The organism is Jiulongibacter sediminis (genome assembly GCF_001306455.1).
GTDB lineage: Bacteria > Bacteroidota > Bacteroidia > Cytophagales > Spirosomataceae > Jiulongibacter > Jiulongibacter sediminis.
Genome location: NZ_LGTQ01000005.1, coordinates 1141510 through 1161361, shown reverse-complemented (window position 1 = coordinate 1161361; position 19852 = coordinate 1141510). Strand labels below are relative to the sequence as shown.

Genomic DNA, 19852 nt, shown 5'->3' with positions numbered 1-19852 from the left:
TCTTAAGAAAGAGAATTTCTAAATTAAGCAAGAAGTTCTGAATCTGCTAACAGATTAATAAACCAGTTTTTCGAGTTTCATTTGCTTAATAGAAAGTCTATTGTTCAAGTCCCGCCTATTGCTTAGTACAATTGGCCGTGCAGGTCAAGACAAAGTCTTTCTCTGTATTGACATAGTAGAGGGTAAGGGCATCCACCAAAATATCGCCGTTTCCTCTTAGCGTAAACTCGGGTTCGGCATAGTCATAAAGAAGGGCATCATTACTGACCGTAGCCGGAACTTCCCGTTTATAATCTCCAAAGTTTTTGATGATTACATCGGCATCAGAAGTCGTTGATTTTACGATTTCAATGGTGTATGTCCAGTCCAGCGTTTTATCACATTGCTCAAAGACGTCATAGGTGCCGAGGAGCTTATCAATGACATCAGGGTCGACATCATCGGTTTTGGTGCAATTGGTCAAAATGACCGAAAGGGTAACAAGAAGAAAGAGAGAAGATAGTTTCATGGGCGTAGTTTTCAGAAGTTTTTTGAAAGAACAGAAGCTAACTTGTTAGCCTGTAAGTAAGATACCCCATTAAGAATGTATTTTCTCGGTTGTGGCCAGGAGATTGGCAAATGTTTTATTTAACGTGAGTTTTGTATGGTCTTTTGGCTGTAGAAAAATGATTCTGGCTTTGCATCAGGTTTTGTTAGAAGACCATGTGGCCATTTACTTTGAAGTTGAATAGATTTCGAGGAGAAGGAATTAAATCGAAGTTAGTCTGGGGCCTTGTTATTTAATGGCCCAATTTGTAGTCCAAACCTTTTTGTTTCTTTGTTAAATCTAAGCCAGTAGTCAGTTACATCTGTATGCCACCAAAAGCCCTTCCAATTGTTTTCCTCGATTAATTTAATCTCTTCTTGAGAAAGGGTATTGAAGTCTGCTTTGAGCATCAAATTCATAGATTCAATGATGAACTTTAATTCCTTATAAAATGTAGTATCTCCAGTTCGATAATTTTGCTTGTAGAGAATGATATATTCATCATCGTTATCGTATGATTTTACTTCAGATAGTCGATTGAAAAATCCCCAGTAGCTCCAGTCGATTATCATTATTTCTTCACTCTGATTGTGCCTTAGCATTGGACGTTTTCCATTCAAAATTATGCTTCTCCTTCTTCTTGAAAATAAATCAGAAATGAATACAGACTCTAAAGTGTAATTGTTTGTTCTGTAGTCTTTTATGAATATTTTGAATTGTTCAAGAGAAATAATTTTTGTATCAACGCCATAGTAATTGTACAAAAAGCGACATTTGTTCAATAAGCCTTTATCCTGACTGACAATAATGTCTGCCATTCCCCCGAAGAATGCATGCTGTCCATCATTTTGAGTGTTTTTAAACTTTACTTTTCTATTTTTCTCATAATCCAATCCATAGAAATTAATTAAATTATAGCCTAGTGTAAATTCTGTGAAAAAGCCTTTTTGGTCTTTAGGCATGTTTTCAAGTTGTTCAGAGATAAGCTGTGCGTAAGTTTTGCCCAGCTTACTCTCAACTAACTTTTTGTCAAAATCTACTTCATTGATCTTGATATTCAATTTATTCACCTCAAGTTGTTTCATACTCTCCAGTCTAATACTTCTTAGAAGCTCAGGTTTGTTCTCAAAATCATCCGTAATTTTAGCAAGGTATTTGAGCAACTCATCAATGGTGTAATACCTCTGAGTTAGGCCAAAAGACTTTAGTTGAGCTTTTTCTAAGTCACTATCAGGTCGGGACATTATTTCCTCAATATGAGGTCCTAGATCAATGTTTTGATCCTTGAATAAATTGATCCAAGTGTCCCAAATAGGATCTCCAGTTTTCTTAAATAAATCGTCAAATATGTTTTTGATACCCTCATCTGAATTTGACATGTACTGGAATACTTCCTCAACTTCGGCAATTGAGTTTGTTACACGCTTTTCCTTATAATCAAAATGCAAAAAATTTGTACTTGCTAATTCTCCTATTGTTCTTAATTCTTTGAACTTATTGTCGGTTAAATCACTGTTTAAATCATTCAAATGAGCTTGACTGTAGAGGAATAAAAACTCATTTTCGGACTTATTTTTAAGGAAATTATTGAGCTCTTTATCTTCATTCTTACTCAATGAGGAGTAAATATTCGTATCAAAATATATTTTCAGCATATGCGTGGTATTTTGCCATCAATAAAGGATTAATTGGTTATATTAACTCTGAAGTTAATGATTGTTTATCCAAAGTTTGGTTTGATCAATCATAAAAAAAGCCGAAGCTCCCGCCCCGGCTTTTCAATATTCAAGATGTTCTAACTCTTAAAGAAAACTCACCGCCTTCTCAATCGCCTTCTGCAGACCATTCACATCTGAGCCACCGGCTGTAGCGAAATGAGGCTGACCGCCGCCGCCGCCACGCATTTCTTTGGCGGCTTCTTTGACAATTTTACCGGCATGAAGGGTATCGCTGACCAGACTGTCATCGATCATAACTGCCAGTAAGGGCTTGCCGTTTAATTCTGTTCCCAGAACGACATACGGTTTTTCCAGTTTGGCTTTCAGATCGTAGGTCAGTTGTTTTAAAGCGTCGGCGTTGGCTACTTCCACTTTGGCCGATATGAGCTGAGCTCCGTCTTTTTCCACAACGGTTTTGAGTAGGTCAAGCTTCACGTTTTGCAGTTTCTCGTTTTCCAGAGCTTCTACCTTTTTCTGCAAAGCGGTTTTCTCTTCCTGCAGTGCTTTGATGCTGGCGACCAGATCCTGAGGTGATTTCATCACAGCTTTCAGCTCATTGATGATGGCCTCCTGCTCACGAAGTCTTTCCAGAGCTTTGATACCTGTCACAGCTTCCACGCGGCGAACACCGGCAGAAACAGAACCCTCTGAAGTGAATTTAAACAAACCGATTTCTCCCGTAGCCGGTACGTGGTTACCCCCGCAAAGCTCAATGGAGAATTTAGGGTCAAAGATGATGACACGTACAAAATCACCGTATTTCTCACCAAAAGTAGCCGTGGCTCCCAGCGTCATGGCTTCGTCAATCGGCACATTGCGGCGTTCGTCCAGAGCAATGTTTTGTCTGATTTTGGTATTGACAATGTCTTCCACTTTTTGAAGCTCTTCATCCGTCACTTTCGAGAAGTGAGAGAAGTCGAAACGCGTTACTTCGTCATTTTGGTAAGAACCACGCTGTACAATATGATCACCCAGCACCTCACGTAAGGCCGCCAGCATTAAGTGTGTAGCCGAGTGGTTTTTAATGATATTGGAATGTCTTGTTTTATCAATTTTGGCCGTCACCTGAGCCGCTCTCAGGTCTTCAATGCTGATGTCTTCAAACGGAGCCTTTTTCACGATATGTACATGCAAACCAGCCTCCAGTTGACAATCAACGACCTCTAAAGTGAATTCACTTTTCGGAGTTTTAAACTCCAACACACCTGTGTCACCAACCTGACCACCCATTTCGGCGTAGAAAGGCGTTTGCTCCAGCACCACATGGAATTCCTCACCTTTTTTGGTTTTCACTTTGCGGTATTGCACCAGCTTGGTCACGGCTTCCTGATGGTCGTAACCGATATAACTCGGGTTATCCAGCTCATTGACCTCAAACCAGTCGGCCGCTTCTTTCGTCGCATCTTTACGGCTACGCTCTTTTTGTTTGGCAAGCTCAGCTTTAAAACCAGCCTCATCCACTTTGAAACCTTTCTCACGGGCAATTAGAGCCGTCAAATCTACAGGGAAACCAAAAGTGTCAGATAATTCAAACACTGTTTTTCCGTCAATCTCTTTTTTGTCGGCTTCATTCTCAAAAATCTGATCCAAACGTTTAAGACCCATGTCCAAAGTACGAAGGAAGGTTTTTTCTTCTTCTTCAATCACCTTGGTGACAAACTCTTCCTGCTGCTTCAGCTCAGGGAAAACATCCTTAAACTGCTTGGCCAAAACAGGAACCAGTTTACTCATAAACGGCTCTTTGAAGTTCAGATACGAATAGCCATAACGAATCGCTCTTCTCAAAATTCGACGGATCACATAGCCGGCTCCGTTATTAGAAGGCAACTGACCGTCAGTGATAGCAAAAGCAACCGCTCTGATATGGTCAGCCACCACACGCATAGCCACATCGCCATAATTATCAGAAGAAAGTGTGCCATTGGCACCGTATTTCAGTCCACTCATTTCTTCCAGTACCTGAATGGTGTTCTGGAAAATATCGGTGTCATAGTTCGACTGCTTGCCTTGAATCGCCATACAGAGGCGTTCAAAGCCCATTCCGGTATCGATGCATTTGTCTTCCAGCACATCCAGCGAGCCATCAGCTCTACGCTCAAACTGCATAAATACCACGTTCCAGATTTCCACTACTTGTGGGTGATCAGCGTTAACTAAATCTTTACCTGGTTTCCTGGCGATTTCCTCTTCCGGTCTTAAATCAATATGGATTTCAGAGCAAGGTCCGCAGGGGCCTACATCACCCATTTCCCAGAAGTTGTCCTTTTTATTTCCGTAAATGATGCGTTCGTCAGAACCCAGAATACTTTTCCAAATATCAAAAGCCTCCTGATCAAACGGTACATTATCCTTTTTATCTCCCTCAAAAACAGAGACGTACAGTCTGTCTTTTGGTAGTTTATAGACCTCTGTCAGCAATTCATAGGCCCAGTGAAGAGCTTCAGTTTTGAAATAATCTCCGAATGACCAGTTGCCCAGCATCTCAAACATCGTATGGTGGTAGGTGTCAAAACCCACCTCTTCAAGGTCATTATGCTTTCCGCTTACACGAAGACATTTCTGAGTATCTGCAATTCTTGTGGCTGGTGGGGTGGCGTTACCCAGAAAAAAGTCTTTAAACTGGGCCATTCCTGAGTTTTGGAACATCAGCGTCGGGTCGTTTTTGGCGACCATCGGGGCTGACGGAACAATCAGGTGCTGTTTTGAAACAAAAAAATCAAGAAATGCTTTACGAATCTCGTGAGAGGTCATCATTGCGTATAAAATTAAAACGGCCTTTTGAGGGCCTTTGCGGTTTGAATTTCCAAAAACGTCGCAAAAATAGCGTTTATAAAAAGCTTGACGAAAGAATTGGCAATTGTTTTAGAACTACTAATTCTTTAGTTAATTTGGGTCTTTTCAATTTGGGTATTGATGCGTCTACTAACGGTTCTGTTTCTTTTTATCACTGTTTCTTCTTATGCTCAGGTAGAGGTCATGAACATGTATCAGTTTGAAAAGAAAAACGGGGTGGTAGATTTAAGTACCATGCGTCGTTTGAGAGGCCGGCGAACTACTTTTGGGCAATGGAACGGTCCTTCCCGCAATAAAATCTGGCAGAGTCTCAAAGTTTTTGCACTTGAAAATGGACTCGATTTTGAGGAATACGATTCAGATTTAGCCCTCAATATTTCCGTAGAAATGGGGCCGGAAGGCTTTATAAAAAGCCTTCTTTACATGACTCGTGAAACGATGGAAGGGAGTAGCGAAGATACCTACAGGGTGAGGTATGATGATAATTATCCTGATGGCTTCGAGGAGAAGTTAAGAACTATTCTCTTCGATTTTGCAAGAGAATACCGAATGCACAGCGTTTCACTCAATTCAGAGTTTTATCCGTTGAGCTATAACCTTAAAATGAGTGAAAGAAAGGTTGAACCTGGAGCCATTTCCACACTTGAAGAAGCTATGATAGTGGATCCTTTGAGCGTTAAAAGCGTTGATTTCTCCAACCTGAAATTGAGAGAATTTCCGGAGATTATCTTCAGTTTTGAGAATTTGGAAAAGCTGGATCTAACGCAAAATCTGCTGAAAGAAGTACCCAGAAAGTTATGGAAGTTGGATAATCTGAAATATCTCAATCTCAGTCGAAATCAGATTGGTAATGATGATTTTAATTTCAGAAGAAACAAAAATTTGGTTTCGCTGAATATTCAATACAATAGGGTTACTGAAATTCCTGATAATATTCATCGCCTCAGGTCATTGTCTGATTTATTACTGGGCAATAATTTTCTGACTAGTCTGGAGAGTCAAAAAATGAAGGCCATGCCTTCATTAAAAACACTCAATCTATACAATGCCGAATTGGTTCGCTATCCGGAAGGAATTGAGACTTTTGAAAATCTGGAGGAGCTTGACCTTTATTATAACGCATTGAATATCCTTTCGCCTGAAATTGCTAAGCTTCAACATTTAAAAACGCTGGCAGTTTCTAATAATCGTTTATGGAAATTGCCTGAGGAGTTGGGTCAATTGTATAATCTGCAAACCCTTTATGCTCATCATAATAAGCTGGAAACCCTCCCTTCTTTGAGTCCTTCGGTAACCTATCTTGATATCGGTTATAATCGTTTTCAGAAGCTTCCTGAAGTGATAATTGAATTACCTGATATTTACGAATTGGACATTTCAAACAATCGTCTGAAAGAGGTGCCCGAAATGCTAAAAAATTTAGAAAAACTGGAGAATATCTTCCTCAGCGATAATCCTGTGCAAGACGAACCAAAAACCAAATCGGCTTTTCAGGAATTCATTGTAGATTTGGAATCAAGAGGCGTAAATGTCCGTTAGAAATGAAAGATTTAAAACTCTATTATAGCACTGAAGAGGTGGCCGAGCATTTTGATGTAGCGGCTTCAAAAATCAGGTTTTATGAAGCAGAGTTTGAGTTGAAAATCAAAACAGTAGGCAAAAATAAAGCCTTTACGAAGAAAGACATTTTACAGCTGGGTGAAATCATAGCCTTGCTGGATGAAGAAAACTATACCATACAAGGAGCTAAAGAGCAGCTCAAAAAAAGAAAACACGAAGCCACACAGAACGAGGAGGTCATCAGCCGTCTGAAAAACCTTAGGGAGGTTCTGGTCAGGCTGAGAGGTGAATAAAGTCCATGCAGGAAGATTTAATCTACAAACTGGCCCTTAAAGAGGCCGATGGGGTAGGAGGTGTGCTTTTCAGGCACCTCGTCAGTTTTTTTGGTTCAGCCCGAGCCGTTTTGGAGGCCCCTTCAGGTCAATTGCAAAAAGTGCAGGGCATTGGGAAGGGTAATATCTCAAAAATCAAAAAAGCATCAGAAGGTCTGATTGAGGCAGAAAGGCTTTTGGAAGATAGCCTCAAAAAAGGCTACAAAATCATCACTTTTCAGGATGCCGAATACCCTTTGCGTTTCAAAGGTTTATACGATGCTCCACCGGTTTTATTTGTTCATGGTGAATCAGATTTAAATGAAAACCGAACGATCGGGATAGTTGGAACTCGTAAAGCCACCGAATACGGCAAAGAAGTGACAGATCAGATCGTGAGTGGCTTGAAGCCCTACGGAGTTTCAGTCATCAGTGGTCTGGCCTATGGCATTGATATCACAGCCCATAAATCAGCTCTTAAAAATGAGATGAGTACAATTGCTGTAATGGCAGGCGGACTTGATTCGGTCTATCCGGCGGCCCATAAGAAATATGCCAGAGATATTGCTCAAAAAGGAGCTTTGGTGACCGAGAATAAAAATAGTACGCTTCCTGTGGGTCCTCAATTTATTGCCAGAAACAGAATAATCGCTGCTTTAAGCGATGTTACTTTGATTGTGGAATCTGCCGCACGTGGTGGAGGTTTGGTTACGGCCGAATATGCCAATAACTATCACCGGGATGTTTACGCCATACCCGGGAATATCAATCAGCCTTTTTCAGAAGGGCCAAATAACCTTATTAAGAGAAACAAAGCGAGGATTTTTACATCAATTAACGCCTTGGTGAAAGACATGGGCTGGGATTTAGACGGTCAGAAAAGTGAGGCAGTTTACCGGGCTGAGCTTGATTTAACCCAATTTACGGACGATGAGAGCAAAATCTTATCTCTGTTGAGAGACAAAGGAGAATGTCTGATAGACGATCTGAGTTTTGAATCGAATATTCCTTTAAATAAACTGGCCTCCCTTCTGCTCAATCTTGAGTTTCAGGAGGCCGTAAAAGCTTTGCCGGGTAAAAAGTTTAAGTTACGTTAGGCTCTATTTGTTTGCTTTGAGCTCCTGAAGAACTACTTTTTTACTTTCTACTACCTGTTTGGCTTTTTCAAGATTCTCGCGGGCCTTGAAAAGTTCTTCTGTTAATTCCGGAAACTCCTCTTCACGCTTATCCAGGCGGTCCGCGTCTCTTTCGTTTTTGTCTTTCAGTTTAACCAGTTTTTTCTCTTGCTTTTCCACTTCTTCCTGAAGTTCCTCCGTTTTTTCAGTCTCCTCAGATCTTAATAACTGTTGAAAAACCTCATCTTTTTTCTCAATCACTTTACTGAGTTCTTCAGGAGTTTGGTTGATTTTCTTACCCAGCCTTTCCTGAGCTCTGATATTAGCTTCCACAGCCCTTTCGGCCTTTCCTTTGTCTTTTTCAGCGATATCCATAAGGTCTTCAGACCATTCGAGATCGGCTTCAGCCATACGCACTTCTTCATTGTGGTAGGCGATATCATAGAATTGATAAAAGAAGTCTTCAAGCCCTTTTTTATCGAATTGAGCGATGTCCAGTGACCTCCCGTTTTCATCAAGAAAGAGCGTGTTTATGACCACGAAATTATCGTTTTCGGTAACATAACTTACCACCTTATCCAGGTATCCGCTGAGTCCACTTTTTTTAATATTGGTTACCGTTATTTCTCCTTTTTTCTCATCCACTTTGCCAATTTTATTCAAATAGGTACCCCATTCATCGGTTATGGTTTTGGCTTCAGATCTGATGTACAAATAATGCGAGGTATGAATCTCATCATTATACAAGAAGTCACTTTTTAGAATGTGCTGAGCAATAGTCACCTGTATTGCGGATAAGAAAAGGAATGATAGAAGTACGGCTTTTTTCATGAATGTTGAAGTCATAAGTTTCTGGTGCAAGTTATAAGTATCTTTTCGTTTTTATAATCGGTAGTGAAGATCAAAAACTCATCACTACCATCCTTAAGACGGTACTTTTGTCGTAAAGTCTCGGGTTTTAAAGGGTAATTCCGTGAAATAACATTGACTTTGGCATTTTTCCATTTTTTCAAAGCTTTTCCGGCTGCGGTTGTGGACTCTTCGACTTTGAGAATTCTTCCGGGGAAATCTTTTACAAGCTTTTCAGAGGTGTAGAAATGAGAATGCTGAGCAATTTTTGAAAGACCAAAACGCTTACCAACGGATTTAAAAGCCCCGGACTTCATAATGGCGGCGTTCGGTTCATAAAGGTAGTTCAATGGTTCGGAATAAGCCACCGTAGCATTTTCCTCTTCCATTAATCTGAATTCAAAATCTTGAATGTCTTCCCCACTTAGATTCAGTGTTGATAGACTAATGTCCTCAATTTCTGTGTTGTTAGAGAGCTCAAAGAGTAGCTCTTTAACATCATTTTTAACTGCTAAAACCTTTACGTTGACTGTATTTTTAAAGGTTTTTAGTGCCAGTTTGATATCCAGTAATGGAGAGTACTTAATGAGAACTTTTGAAGAAAAATGTAAAAGTGTATCCTGAATATCAATGAGATTCGGCCGACAATCTTCAATTAAAACCAGCTTGCTACTTTTCTCTGATCGCCGATCAGGGTCAAGGTAGATCAGGTCAAATTTCTCCGAGTTTTGATTGAGAAAATCCTCAGCCGTACAGCAATGAAAATTGACATTGTTGACTACTAGCGATTCGAAATTGTGTTTAACAACTTCAAAAAGGTCAGGGTTTGGTTCACAGTAATCAACCATTTCAAACTTCTTCGAAAGAAAGTAAGTGTCAATGCCAAAACCGCCGGTGAGGTCAGCGGCTCGTTTACCACGGTACTGCGAGAATTTATGGCGGGCTGTAAGCTCAGATGAAGATTGCTCAATATTGACGTTCTCGCCACCTATTATTTTTTGATTTTTGGCCCATTCAGGAAGTTTTTGAGACAGTTTTTGTAGGAACTGATATTGAGTCAATACCAGTTTCAAAAAGTCAAGGCTCCAGTTTTCAGGATTTTTTAAAGCAAAGTCTGCCGGATCAATCTGCCCGAGATTCCTTGCTTCAGCATTTGCGTTTAGAATGGTCCGGAGTTCCATTAAGAGCTAATTTAAAGCCAAAAATAGAAACTTTTGAAGGGGTTTTCTTTACTTTGTAGTTACCGAATGGTAAGTCGCATCATAAAATATTCAACCCTTATACTGATGCTTTTCGTCTTCATTGGAGGGCGTCAGGAGTTTTTTGACCTGTTTGATACTGATACTCAGGTTGAACTGCTGGATATTGAATCTGGCGAAGATGAATCAGAAAAAGAAGAATACGATCAAAAAACATTCTTTCTTTGGTTTAATTCTACCAGTGAGACTCGTCTTAGCAAGACTATTTCGTCACTTTACAGCCATAAAAGCAAGCATTACTCCGGTGATTTTCATCGGGAGATTCTTTTCCCACCAGAATATTGACTTTTCTTCAACCCTTGCTTTATCTAAGCAATTTTTTCTATCCGTTCAGGCTAGAATTTCTATGAAAAATCAATATTAAATTCATGACAAAAGAATTCGATTTTAAACATATTGGAAAAGACTTTTCAGCCGGTTTAGTAGTCTTTTTAGTGGCTTTGCCTCTATGCCTTGGAATTTCGCTGGCCTCCGATGCACCATTATTTTCCGGTATAATAGCCGGTATTATCGGCGGTATTGTGGTAGGCCTTATTAGTGGCTCCAAACTGGGAGTTAGTGGCCCGGCGGCTGGTTTGGCCGTGATTGTTGCCAATGCCATCGCGGGTTTCCCATCGTACGAGGTTTTTCTGGCTTCGGTAGTTTTAGGAGGGGCCTTGCAACTAGTCCTTGGGCTTGTGGGGGCGGGTAAAATCGCTTTCTATTTCCCTTCTTCAGTAATCAAGGGTATGTTGGCGGCTATTGGTTTAACTATTATTCTGAAGCAAATTCCTCATGCTTTTGGGATAGACCGTGACCCTGAAGGAGAATTCCAGTTTTTACAACCTGATGGAGAAAACACATTTTCAGAGCTACTCAATCTTCAATATTTTACCGAAGGAGCTTTAATCATTGGCGTGGTTTGTATGCTCGTTTTAATTCTTTGGGACCGTAAATGGGTTAAGCAAAATCCTATTCTAAGTCTTATTCCAGGCCCTTTGTTGGCGGTTGTTCTCGGTGTCGTGATCAATATGTTTTACCCTGAAAATCTAAGACTTGCCGGTACTCATCTTGTTCAGATCCCAATTTCCGGTTCATTTGCTGGATTTGTTGACTTGTTCAGGTATCCTGACTTTTCCTCGATTACTTCCTTCGCGGTAATAAAAACGGGCTTTCTTATCGCCATTATTGCCAGTCTCGAAACCTTACTGTGTGTTGAGGCTACAGACAGGCTTGACCCAAGAAAAAATATTACGCCAACAAACCGCGAATTGATAGCTCAGGGAGCTGGAAATATGCTTTCAGGTTTGATTGGAGGGATTCCCGTGACTCAGGTAATTGTCAGAAGTTCGGCAAACATTCAGGCTGGCGGCAGAACAAAGCTGGCAGCTGTAATTCACGGTTTTCTTTTACTTTTCTGTGTGGTCCTTATTCCGGATTTACTGAATATGATTCCTTTGTCGGCTTTAGCTGCGGTGCTGATCATAGTGGGTTATAAACTTGCCAAACCTGAGACTTTCAAAAGAATGTGGGCAGAGGGACAAGATCAGTTTATACCTTTTATAGCCACAATTATAGCCGTTTTATTCACCGACCTTTTGGTAGGAATTCTTATTGGATTGTTGATTGGTATTGGATATGTACTTTATACTAATTTCAGATCTGCAATAAATCTTCACGATGAAGGGAATCATGTAATCGTTGACTTCAAAAAAGACGTATTTTTCTATAACAGAGCTGAATTGATGAAGATTTTTAGTAAACTGGAAGAAGGAGATGAATTGACTTTAGACGGCAGAAATGTTGATTTCATGGATCATGACATTTTTCTGGCCATTGAAGATTTCGTAAAGGATTCCAAGAAGAAGAATATTAAAGTGAATGTACTTGATATCACACGAAAAAAAATAAAATTTGGTAAAACGGACGAGACCATAAAACTTGACCATTAATAAAACTACATGAAAAAATACGATCAACTCTTAGAAAGTAATAAGGCCTGGGCAAAGGCTCAGGCAGAAGCAGATCCTACCTTTTTTGAGAAAATGGCCGCCGGCCAGAGTCCTGAATTCCTTTGGATAGGCTGTGCAGATAGCCGTGCCCCGGCAGATAAAATAACTCAAACCGACCCGGGAAGCATCTTTGTGCACCGTAATGTTGCCAACCTCGTCGTTCATACGGATATGAATATGCTGGCGGTTCTACAATATGCTGTGGAGCATCTGCATGTAAAACATATTATGGTAGTCGGGCATTATGGATGCGGTGGCGTTAAGGCTGCCATGTCAAATGCCGAACTTGGTCTGATTAATAAGTGGGTGCGTAATATCAAAGATGTTTATGTAGATCACAAAAAGGAATTAGAAGCCATTACTAATGAGGATGACAGGTTTGACAGACTGGTCGAACTCAATGTAGTTCAGCAGGTCAAGAATCTGGCTGAAACTTCTATAGTTCAAAAGGCCTGGAAAAAAGGGGATTATCCTCATCTGCATGGATGGGTGTTAGAATTGAAAACCGGAACAATCAAAAAGATTTATGAGATTGAGGCCGGAGAGCTAGATGAAATTGACCCGATTTACAGATTTGATATTTAGTTCTGAAACTCCGTTTAATAAGAAGCCAGGCAGCATTGTCTGGCTTTTTTGTTGTCAAGAGAGAAGATAAGTATTTTTACGTAGTTGTAGGTAAAAACTACCTTACACAAAGAAAATCCTACCAATTATACAGTTTACTTAAAAATAAGATGGCTTTAAGGTAATTTTATTGCAACCACTGAACCTTATGAGTAGAGTAGTACTTATTGACGATGAGCCTAAGGCCATTGAGAGCCTTAAATGGGAGCTTGAAAACTTCTGTCCTGAGATTGAGGTTATTGATACTTTTACTGACCCCAGAAAGGCCTTGAAGTACTTTGAAGGCCTTCCTGAAATAGACTGTCTTTTTCTGGACATTGAAATGCCTCAGATGGATGGTTTCAGGTTCCTCGATCAGCTGGGTGAGCGTGATTTTGCGGTAATCATAACCACAGCTTACGATCAATATGGAATAAACGCAATAAAGGAAAGAGCTCTCGATTATCTGCTGAAACCAATTGATTCTGATGACCTGATTCAGGCTTGTGATAAAATTGAGCAGTACCGAAAGGAACATTCGTTGATTGACCGTTTTGAGGAAACACTTATGAATGCCATGAGTAATTCCAGCACCGGGCATCGGAGAATTGGCCTCAATATTGACGGTAAAATAATGTTTTTAAGGCCTGATGAACTGATGTACTGCGAGGGTGACGGAAACTACACCTCGGTTTTTCTGGAAAATGGAGAAAAGTTGTTTATCACACAGACCTTGAAAAAAATTGAAGAGAAACTAGGCGGTAGCGAGTTTTACCGAATTCATAATTCATACGTAATTAATCTAACCAAAGTAAGAGAGTATTTAAAAACAGATTCAATGGTGATCATGACTGACGGAAGAAATATCCCTGTCAGCAGAAACCGAAAATCTGACTTTCTTCGCAAATTTTGAAAATAAAGGTTTACATATTGTTTTGGTTGTCTTTGATCATAATCAAAGATACTTACGCCTCATTGCCCGAAGGTTATCAGAATCTTTTGGACGAGAATGTAAAGGAGTACATACATATTGACAGTGTGCTTAAGAGTATACGGTATAGCACCGAAGAGCTTGAAGAGTTCATTAAAAAGTCAAAAGAAAAGGAGTATGGAGCCGGACAGGCCTACGCTAATAATCAGCTTGGAATTTATTACCGAAACAAAGCAGATTACCCAAAGGCTGAAGCCTATCATCAGGAAGCACTTCGGCTGACTGAATATGATGAAAGCCTCATGGATTTCAGAATTATGGCCCTCAATATGCTGGGTGTTGTTGCCAGAAGAAAAGAAGAGGTTAGAAGTGCTCTCGACTTTCATAAACAGGCTCTGGAGCTGGCTGAAAGTCAGGAAAAACGAGGTGAGACTAATTTGAGAAGTACGGCTGTTTCAAGAAATAGTATTGGTAATCTTTATTTAACCTTAAAGCAGGAAGATCTTGCTGAGCAGGAGTTTCTGGAATCCATAAAAATTGAGGAGAAGATAGGGAACAATCTTGGTCTGGCTATCAACTATCAAAACCTGGGTGGTATTTATGAGGAGAGAGGAGATTTCTCAAAGGCGTTAGAAAGTTACCAGAAATCGCTGGAGTATAATGAAATCATAAATTCTGATCTGGGAAGGGTGATTTGCCAAAACAGTATCGCACAGATTTACCTCAAACAAAATAAGCCTCAGGAAGCTATCCGATTAATTGAACCCACCATTGCAAAGGCTGAGAAAATAGGGGATACTTATTACACGGTAATGTCTAAGCAGAATTATGGTTGGGCACTGCTGGGTCTTGGTGAACTTACTAAGGCCGAATCATACCTCAAAGAAGCCCTCGGTACAGCGAAAGAGCTTGGTCAGCAATATTTTGTGGCAGAGTCTTACAGGCATCTGTCAACTTTAAACGAAAAAAGAGGGAATTATAAGGAGGCTCTGAATTATACTAAGCTTTACCGTGAAAACGAGGAAAAATACCTCAATGAGCAAAATCAGCAATACGTGGCGGATCTGATCTTGAAGTATGATTCAGAGAAAAAGAAAAGCCAGATTGAAATTCTGGAAAAAGAAAACGAACTGGTCAATTTAAAGCTGGAAGATAATCGGAAGTTTCTGGTCATTTTGATCGTTCTTACCGCTTTGCTGGCTACTATTTTTTACATTCTTTACCGTCAAAACTTTTTACGTAAAGAGAAAGAGTTTTTGGCTCTTGAGCAGAAAATGATGCGTTCGCAAATGAACCCTCATTTTATCTTTAACTCATTGAATTCTATAAAACTATACATCATCAATAACGATAAAGATAAAGCAGTTTACTACCTCAATAAGTTCTCAAAACTCATAAGAACAATCCTTTCAAACTCAAAAGAGAAGGATATCTCTCTGGCGGATGAATTAGCTACGATGGAGCTGTACATGAATATAGAGAATATAAGGTTCTCAAACAAAATACGATTTGAAACGATAGTGGAAGCAGGTATAGAAACAAACCATGTTCGTATTCCTTCTCTGATTCTTCAGCCTTTCCTAGAAAATGCCATCTGGCATGGCCTTTCTCCAAAAGACGGCGATAAAAGGCTGACACTTTCAGTGAACAGGTCGGGTGAAAATCAACTGACCATTCAAATAGAGGACAACGGTATTGGGCGTAAACAGTCGGCTGAGATAAAATCGCGTAAAACGTTAAATAATAAGTCAATAGGCATTGATCTTACGACCGAGCGATTGAATAATTATTACAAAAATTTTGGAGGTGATCATAGCCTTGAAATCGTCGATTTATACGATGAAGAGAATAATCCACGCGGTACAAGGGTCATTTTACACATTCCTTATTTTGGAGATGTTATTCCTGTAGAGGAGCCTCAATTAGCCTGAGCAGCTTTGTTAATAATATCTCTAACCACCTCACTAAAATATGCTCCGTTATAAGGCCCAAACCAGTTCATTGTTGTGGTTTCATAGGCTTCTTTCTCAAAGTGCTCGTCAGCCGTGATATAACCAGTGTAACCACCATTAAAGCTGGTAATGATCAATTCCATTCCTTTTTCTGCTGCGTACTCATCAAGCTCAGCCATTAATTCGCCAGAGAAATCACAAGGTAAACCAATCATAAGAAGTTGACCTACTTTGAGAATTTTAACATCGGGAGGTGCCTCTCCAAAAAGCCATTTAAAGACCCAGGGCCTCATTGCCCAATTCGTATTTATTCTGGGCGAAGGTTTTCTTAGTGGAAGCTGTATTTTTCCAAAGGATAATGATTTCGTTTCAACTTGAATCTCACGCTCATTTTCTGATTTTATTTGATTCAAAACTCCAATTGCCTGATTATTGACTTCATCAAAATCATCAACTCCTTTTTCAATGGGACCCATGCTGCCTACCGTGCCAGCCATAAAAAGGGCAAAGTCGGTCTCAGTTCTTTCCAAAGAATCCACCAAAACACCGGGATAGTCTCTTGACAACTCGAAGGTAGCGGAGTTCAAAACTGTGGAATGGGCGGCGTATGTAGATAAAAGAGCTGATTTCTCATCGGTTTTAAATCGAAGGCTTCTGATGTAGGGTGCTATGGGGCCATTTTTAACCAACCTGTTTCGAACATCGTTTTCGTCTAAATCCTTTTCATAACTGATGCTCTCCAACAGCTCCATTTCTTTTTCTGCCAACTCAATAGATCGAAGAATTTGTTCAGAAAGAAATTTTTCGACTTCGGGGTCATATTGTCCCGCAAATAGCTTACCTACCAGTGTATTATACCATGCCCCCAAAGAGTTGTGGCTGTGTGTTGCTCCAAAGTATATATCGATATTTTCAGGTTTATTCTGCTCTACTAACTCGTTTACTGTTGGTGGAATAATCAATAAATCAGCTGCCACCAAGGCTACTTTTTGAGTCTTATTTCCAATTATCAGGGTTCTTACAAAAATTGAATCATGAACTGAAGTATAAGGAGCTCCTTTTCTCTTTCCATAACCTGCCATTGGCATTGGTTTATCCGGTGTAATGTTGGTTTTTGCCCATCCGACTTTTAAAGAGTCTTTTCCTTCGCTTTGAAATTCAAAACCAGAAATATTCTCCTCCCATTCCTGATAATAGGGCATTTGCTGGTAAGGCGTCATGTCAATCCTGGTCACAAGACTGAGGACAATTACCAAGAGAATCAATATGAGAGAAAAAACAAGTTTTAGTGCGAGCTTCATCCTGAAGAAAAGGGTTCAATGATTTTGCCTTAAATTAGTCAACCTATCCATAAGCCTCTTTAAAATTGGATCTGAATTTTCTAAATAACTGGGCTGGTCGACTGAGATGGTTATAACTTTTGTTTCAGTTCTCTTTCGTGGAATCGCCGTTTCTTTATCCGTTTGAGTCTACAAATAGATGTATTTGTTAAGAGAAATATAGATTGTCCGCCTCGATTATCTATTTTCAAGTTTGATCAGGCTACTAGCTGCTGATTACAGGGATCCTCTCGATCTTCAAAAAAAGATACTAAGTTCTTATTATCAAGTAGTTAGTTCAAGTGATTGCCTAACGAATAACGACTTTTCGTTGAAAAGTTTTATCATCTGCCTTTATGCTTAGCAAATAGATACCGGCCTTTAATTGGTTAATCCTAATGCCTTGTGGCTTGTATTTTGACTCCATTAAGGTTCGGCCATTAATATCAGTCAAAGAATACTCAATAGAAGAGAAATTTTCGGTAGCTGAGAACTTTAAAACTTCTGATGCCGGATTCGGGTAGACCTTCAAAACATCCTCCTCTATTTCAGTGCCGAGAACAATAACCGTAACCTCTGCACTACCAAAAACTTCCCCGAAACCACAAGGGTTTTCTACAGTGGTTATGGAGTAAACAGTATAGTTTATGGGCTGTACTTCAAAAGTATAAGGATTTTGATCTGAGGTAACAGTATTTCCCTCCGGCGTGGTGAAAGTCCATGGTCCCGGACCTGTAAAATCAATTTTGATCTCCATTGCCTCCCCAAGCTGAATCTCACCGCCTCCACTGAGGGTAGCAGTTGGTAATTCTACTTTCTCTATAATGAATTTGGGGTCGCTGAAAGTATAACACCCATTCTTTTCAATCCATACTTTATAGGAGCCCAGGCGATTTGCCTGGACACTAAAGGAGTCAGAAACAGCAGTAAGGTTATTATTAACCCATTGATAATTATTCGCAATCTCTATGGCAGTCAGAGTGGCATATCCACCATTCAGGCAAATGCCGAGCGTATCTTCTGAAGGGAGAACTTGAGTGTTTATTTCGGTCAACTGAATTCTCAGAGAGTCGTCAAAAGGCTCACAGCCATTCTGTTTCAGATTTACTTTATAGAGCCCCGATTGGGTAATTTTTTGAGTTGATTTAGTCCCCAGCACTTCTCCATTTTTCGACCATTCAAACTGAGCAATATTCGGCAAGAAATTTCCACTGGAATCAACAAAGGTTTTGTCAAAACTGAATGCAAGGGTACTTAATTGTCCTGCACATAGCCCTTTACCTGAACTTATTATTTTGCCTGTTAAATCAGAAAAATCAACTTGAACCGGCTCTGAGATATAGGTACAACTACTATCTACCAATACCTTTAATGAATAGTCTCCCTTACTTTTAGCAGTTAAATAACTTTGATTCTCTCCTTCCAGAACTTGTCCATTTCGAAGCCATTGAAAAGTTGGATTTAGACTAGTCAAGTTTCTAACGGTTGTATCATTTCCAATGATGAGTTCTGAAGAGCAGCCTTCAAGGTGATCAGTAAAAGAATATAATTTAAACGGCACTTCACCCCCCAGAAAGTTCACTTCTAAAGTATCTGAAGTGACAATGCAGCCCTCCTGTCCGAATGTTCCGCTAATCCAGTAATCTCCGCTCTCATTTACGGTTGAAAGGTCAAAGAATTGGTTTAATCTTCTTACGGAAGTTCCATCTTTGAAAAGAGAGAGATCAAAAGTATTTCGAACTATATCGTTATTCTGAGCCTCCGGGATTATGGTGTAATTTTTTGATTCGCAGAAATTTAATAATCCACCTTCTGCTAAATTAATGCCTTTTATGGGGCCGGTTTTTACCGTTAAAGGTTCGGATAAACTTTCACATTTCCCTTGCCTCAAACCTAATCTATAAACTCCTGGCTCATGAATACTAACGTTTTTGCTCCTTTCGCCGGGTATACCTTCACCGTCTTTGAGCCAGTAATATTCCAGGTCGTTTCTGCTACTGTAATTTGAAGACCTTAGTTGGAGAGTCATGTTTTCACAGATCGTGACTTCTCCGTTTCTAATTTGAATCGGTGAACTAGAGATAGTGCCTGCTGTCAGGTGACCGATGTTTACCAAAAAATGATCAGATTCGCTTACGCATTGTCCTTGTTTTAACAGAAGCTGGTAGCTACCGGTTTCTGAGGCACTGAATACTTTTTGGTTTGCTCCGGCAATGGTATCTCCTTCATAGAGCCATTGCATTTGAAGGTCCTGAATGTCTGGTAAAGCGGCAGAAAGGTTGACATTGAAACCTTCGCAAACCTCAGGAATACTTGCCGAGGTTAATTGGGCTTTTGCAATCTCGCCGATTTTCACTTCGGCTCTTCCTAAAACCTTATAAGAGCACTGTCCTCGTAAAACGGTGGCTGTATAGACACCGCTGACATTTGCCGGATAAATATTCTGAAAAGCTCCCGAGATATTTTCATCATCTTTTTGCCAGGTTATCTGATCACCGGCCATTAAGCCGGTATAGATTTCGATAGGCGTTGAATACCCCTCACACCTTGGTACAGAATTATATCTCAGAAAAAGCCCCGGATATGCGTCAGGATTTAACTGAACAGTATTTGATTGTACACCGGTTTTGGTGGCAACTAAAAACACGGAGGCTGGAGAAGTGAGAGAAAGGCTTAGCGAGTTCGGATTTTCAAAGGTCAGACTATCAGCAATCTGACCGGTATATTGTCTCACGAGAACGAATTCCTCCTCCTCATCAAAATCACCTGATAAACTGTAAGTAAGTTCAAAGGCTTGATTATAACAGATTTGGCCTACCGGAGAGTTTAGCTGAATCGATTGGGCAAACAAAAAGCCACATTCCAGAAAGACTGCCCAAAAAATAAAGAAAGAACGAGGCAATTTCGGAAATGTGACCATATGCT

Annotated in this window: 15 protein-coding genes; 8 read left to right on the top strand and 7 right to left on the bottom strand. The window is 40.0% G+C overall.

Going from position 1 to position 19852, the window contains the following annotated elements:
* Positions 1–115: 115 nt before the first annotated feature.
* From AFM12_RS05150 to alaS, 3 genes are all read right to left on the bottom strand, one after another.
* Entirely contained in the window at positions 116–508 is a 393-nt protein-coding gene (locus tag AFM12_RS05150; protein WP_055144588.1) for a hypothetical protein, read from the bottom strand.
* Between the two features lie 251 nt (positions 509–759).
* Positions 760–2181, bottom strand: coding sequence for a hypothetical protein (locus AFM12_RS05145; RefSeq protein ID WP_055144585.1), 1422 nt, complete (start codon positions 2179–2181; stop codon positions 760–762).
* Positions 2182–2328: 147 nt separating this feature from the next.
* A complete protein-coding gene (gene alaS, locus AFM12_RS05140) occupies positions 2329–4995 on the bottom strand; it encodes an alanine--tRNA ligase (RefSeq protein WP_055145165.1) in 2667 nt (888 codons plus the stop codon).
* A gap of 162 nt (positions 4996–5157) precedes the next feature.
* Here alaS and AFM12_RS05135 point away from each other — a divergent pair, with 162 nt between their 5' ends.
* From AFM12_RS05135 to dprA, 3 genes are read left to right on the top strand one after another with little or no spacing between them, the layout of a single operon-like run.
* On the top strand, positions 5158–6576 hold the full coding sequence (locus tag AFM12_RS05135; protein WP_055144582.1) for a leucine-rich repeat domain-containing protein: 1419 nt from the start codon (positions 5158–5160) through the stop codon (positions 6574–6576).
* A gap of 2 nt (positions 6577–6578) precedes the next feature.
* A complete protein-coding gene (locus tag AFM12_RS05130) occupies positions 6579–6890 on the top strand; it encodes a MerR family transcriptional regulator (protein ID WP_055144579.1) in 312 nt (103 codons plus the stop codon).
* 5 nt (positions 6891–6895) lie between these two features.
* Complete coding sequence (gene dprA, locus AFM12_RS05125; protein ID WP_055144576.1) at positions 6896–8005, top strand: DNA-processing protein DprA; 1110 nt, start codon at positions 6896–6898, stop codon at positions 8003–8005.
* Positions 8006–8008: 3 nt separating this feature from the next.
* On the opposite strand, the gene AFM12_RS05120 is transcribed toward dprA, so the two are convergent.
* On the bottom strand, positions 8009–8854 hold the full coding sequence (locus AFM12_RS05120) for a coiled-coil domain-containing protein (RefSeq protein WP_131458195.1): 846 nt from the start codon (positions 8852–8854) through the stop codon (positions 8009–8011).
* 11 nt (positions 8855–8865) lie between these two features.
* Positions 8866–10053 carry a class I SAM-dependent methyltransferase gene (locus AFM12_RS05115; RefSeq protein ID WP_055144570.1) on the bottom strand — a complete coding sequence of 396 codons (1188 nt, stop codon included), beginning with the start codon at positions 10051–10053 and terminating at the stop codon, positions 8866–8868.
* A 105-nt stretch (positions 10054–10158) separates the two neighbouring features.
* Between AFM12_RS05115 and AFM12_RS05110 the strand changes: the two genes are divergently transcribed.
* From AFM12_RS05110 to AFM12_RS05090, 5 genes are all read left to right on the top strand, one after another.
* A complete protein-coding gene (locus AFM12_RS05110) occupies positions 10159–10416 on the top strand; it encodes a hypothetical protein (protein WP_131458193.1) in 258 nt (85 codons plus the stop codon).
* 83 nt (positions 10417–10499) lie between these two features.
* On the top strand, positions 10500–12062 hold the full coding sequence (locus tag AFM12_RS05105) for a SulP family inorganic anion transporter (protein WP_055144564.1): 1563 nt from the start codon (positions 10500–10502) through the stop codon (positions 12060–12062).
* Between the two features lie 9 nt (positions 12063–12071).
* Positions 12072–12707 carry a carbonate dehydratase gene (gene can, locus AFM12_RS05100; protein ID WP_055144561.1) on the top strand — a complete coding sequence of 212 codons (636 nt, stop codon included), beginning with the start codon at positions 12072–12074 and terminating at the stop codon, positions 12705–12707.
* A 187-nt stretch (positions 12708–12894) separates the two neighbouring features.
* Positions 12895–13638, top strand: a complete 744-nt coding sequence (locus AFM12_RS05095) for a LytR/AlgR family response regulator transcription factor (protein ID WP_055144559.1) — start codon at positions 12895–12897, stop codon at positions 13636–13638.
* A gap of 26 nt (positions 13639–13664) precedes the next feature.
* On the top strand, positions 13665–15587 hold the full coding sequence (locus AFM12_RS05090; RefSeq protein WP_055144556.1) for a tetratricopeptide repeat protein: 1923 nt from the start codon (positions 13665–13667) through the stop codon (positions 15585–15587).
* Here AFM12_RS05090 and AFM12_RS05085 read toward each other — a convergent pair.
* Positions 15575–16909: a neutral/alkaline non-lysosomal ceramidase N-terminal domain-containing protein gene (locus AFM12_RS05085; protein ID WP_055144553.1), complete on the bottom strand. Its 1335-nt coding sequence runs from the start codon at positions 16907–16909 to the stop codon at positions 15575–15577. The genes AFM12_RS05090 and AFM12_RS05085 overlap by 13 nt on opposite strands.
* A 328-nt stretch (positions 16910–17237) precedes the next feature.
* A complete protein-coding gene (locus AFM12_RS05080; protein WP_055144550.1) occupies positions 17238–19847 on the bottom strand; it encodes a T9SS type A sorting domain-containing protein in 2610 nt (869 codons plus the stop codon).
* Positions 19848–19852: the final 5 nt, after the last annotated feature.

Bases quoted from the DNA above. Each gene is read 5' to 3' on its own strand.
- AFM12_RS05085 (WP_055144553.1), bottom strand. From the start codon at position 16,909: ATGAAGCTCGCACTAAAACTTGTTTTTTCTCTCATATTGATTCTCTTG.
- dprA (WP_055144576.1), top strand. From the start codon at position 6,896: ATGCAGGAAGATTTAATCTACAAACTGGCCCTTAAAGAGGCCGATGGG.
- AFM12_RS05150 (WP_055144588.1), bottom strand. From the start codon at position 508: ATGAAACTATCTTCTCTCTTTCTTCTTGTTACCCTTTCGGTCATTTTG.
- alaS (WP_055145165.1), bottom strand. From the start codon at position 4,995: ATGACCTCTCACGAGATTCGTAAAGCATTTCTTGATTTTTTTGTTTCA.
- AFM12_RS05110 (WP_131458193.1), top strand. From the start codon at position 10,159: ATGCTTTTCGTCTTCATTGGAGGGCGTCAGGAGTTTTTTGACCTGTTT.
- AFM12_RS05120 (WP_131458195.1), bottom strand. From the start codon at position 8,854: ATGAAAAAAGCCGTACTTCTATCATTCCTTTTCTTATCCGCAATACAG.
- AFM12_RS05105 (WP_055144564.1), top strand. From the start codon at position 10,500: ATGACAAAAGAATTCGATTTTAAACATATTGGAAAAGACTTTTCAGCC.
- AFM12_RS05130 (WP_055144579.1), top strand. From the start codon at position 6,579: ATGAAAGATTTAAAACTCTATTATAGCACTGAAGAGGTGGCCGAGCAT.
- AFM12_RS05095 (WP_055144559.1), top strand. From the start codon at position 12,895: ATGAGTAGAGTAGTACTTATTGACGATGAGCCTAAGGCCATTGAGAGC.
- AFM12_RS05135 (WP_055144582.1), top strand. From the start codon at position 5,158: ATGCGTCTACTAACGGTTCTGTTTCTTTTTATCACTGTTTCTTCTTAT.
- can (WP_055144561.1), top strand. From the start codon at position 12,072: ATGAAAAAATACGATCAACTCTTAGAAAGTAATAAGGCCTGGGCAAAG.
- AFM12_RS05115 (WP_055144570.1), bottom strand. From the start codon at position 10,053: ATGGAACTCCGGACCATTCTAAACGCAAATGCTGAAGCAAGGAATCTC.
- AFM12_RS05080 (WP_055144550.1), bottom strand. From the start codon at position 19,847: ATGGTCACATTTCCGAAATTGCCTCGTTCTTTCTTTATTTTTTGGGCA.
- AFM12_RS05145 (WP_055144585.1), bottom strand. From the start codon at position 2,181: ATGCTGAAAATATATTTTGATACGAATATTTACTCCTCATTGAGTAAG.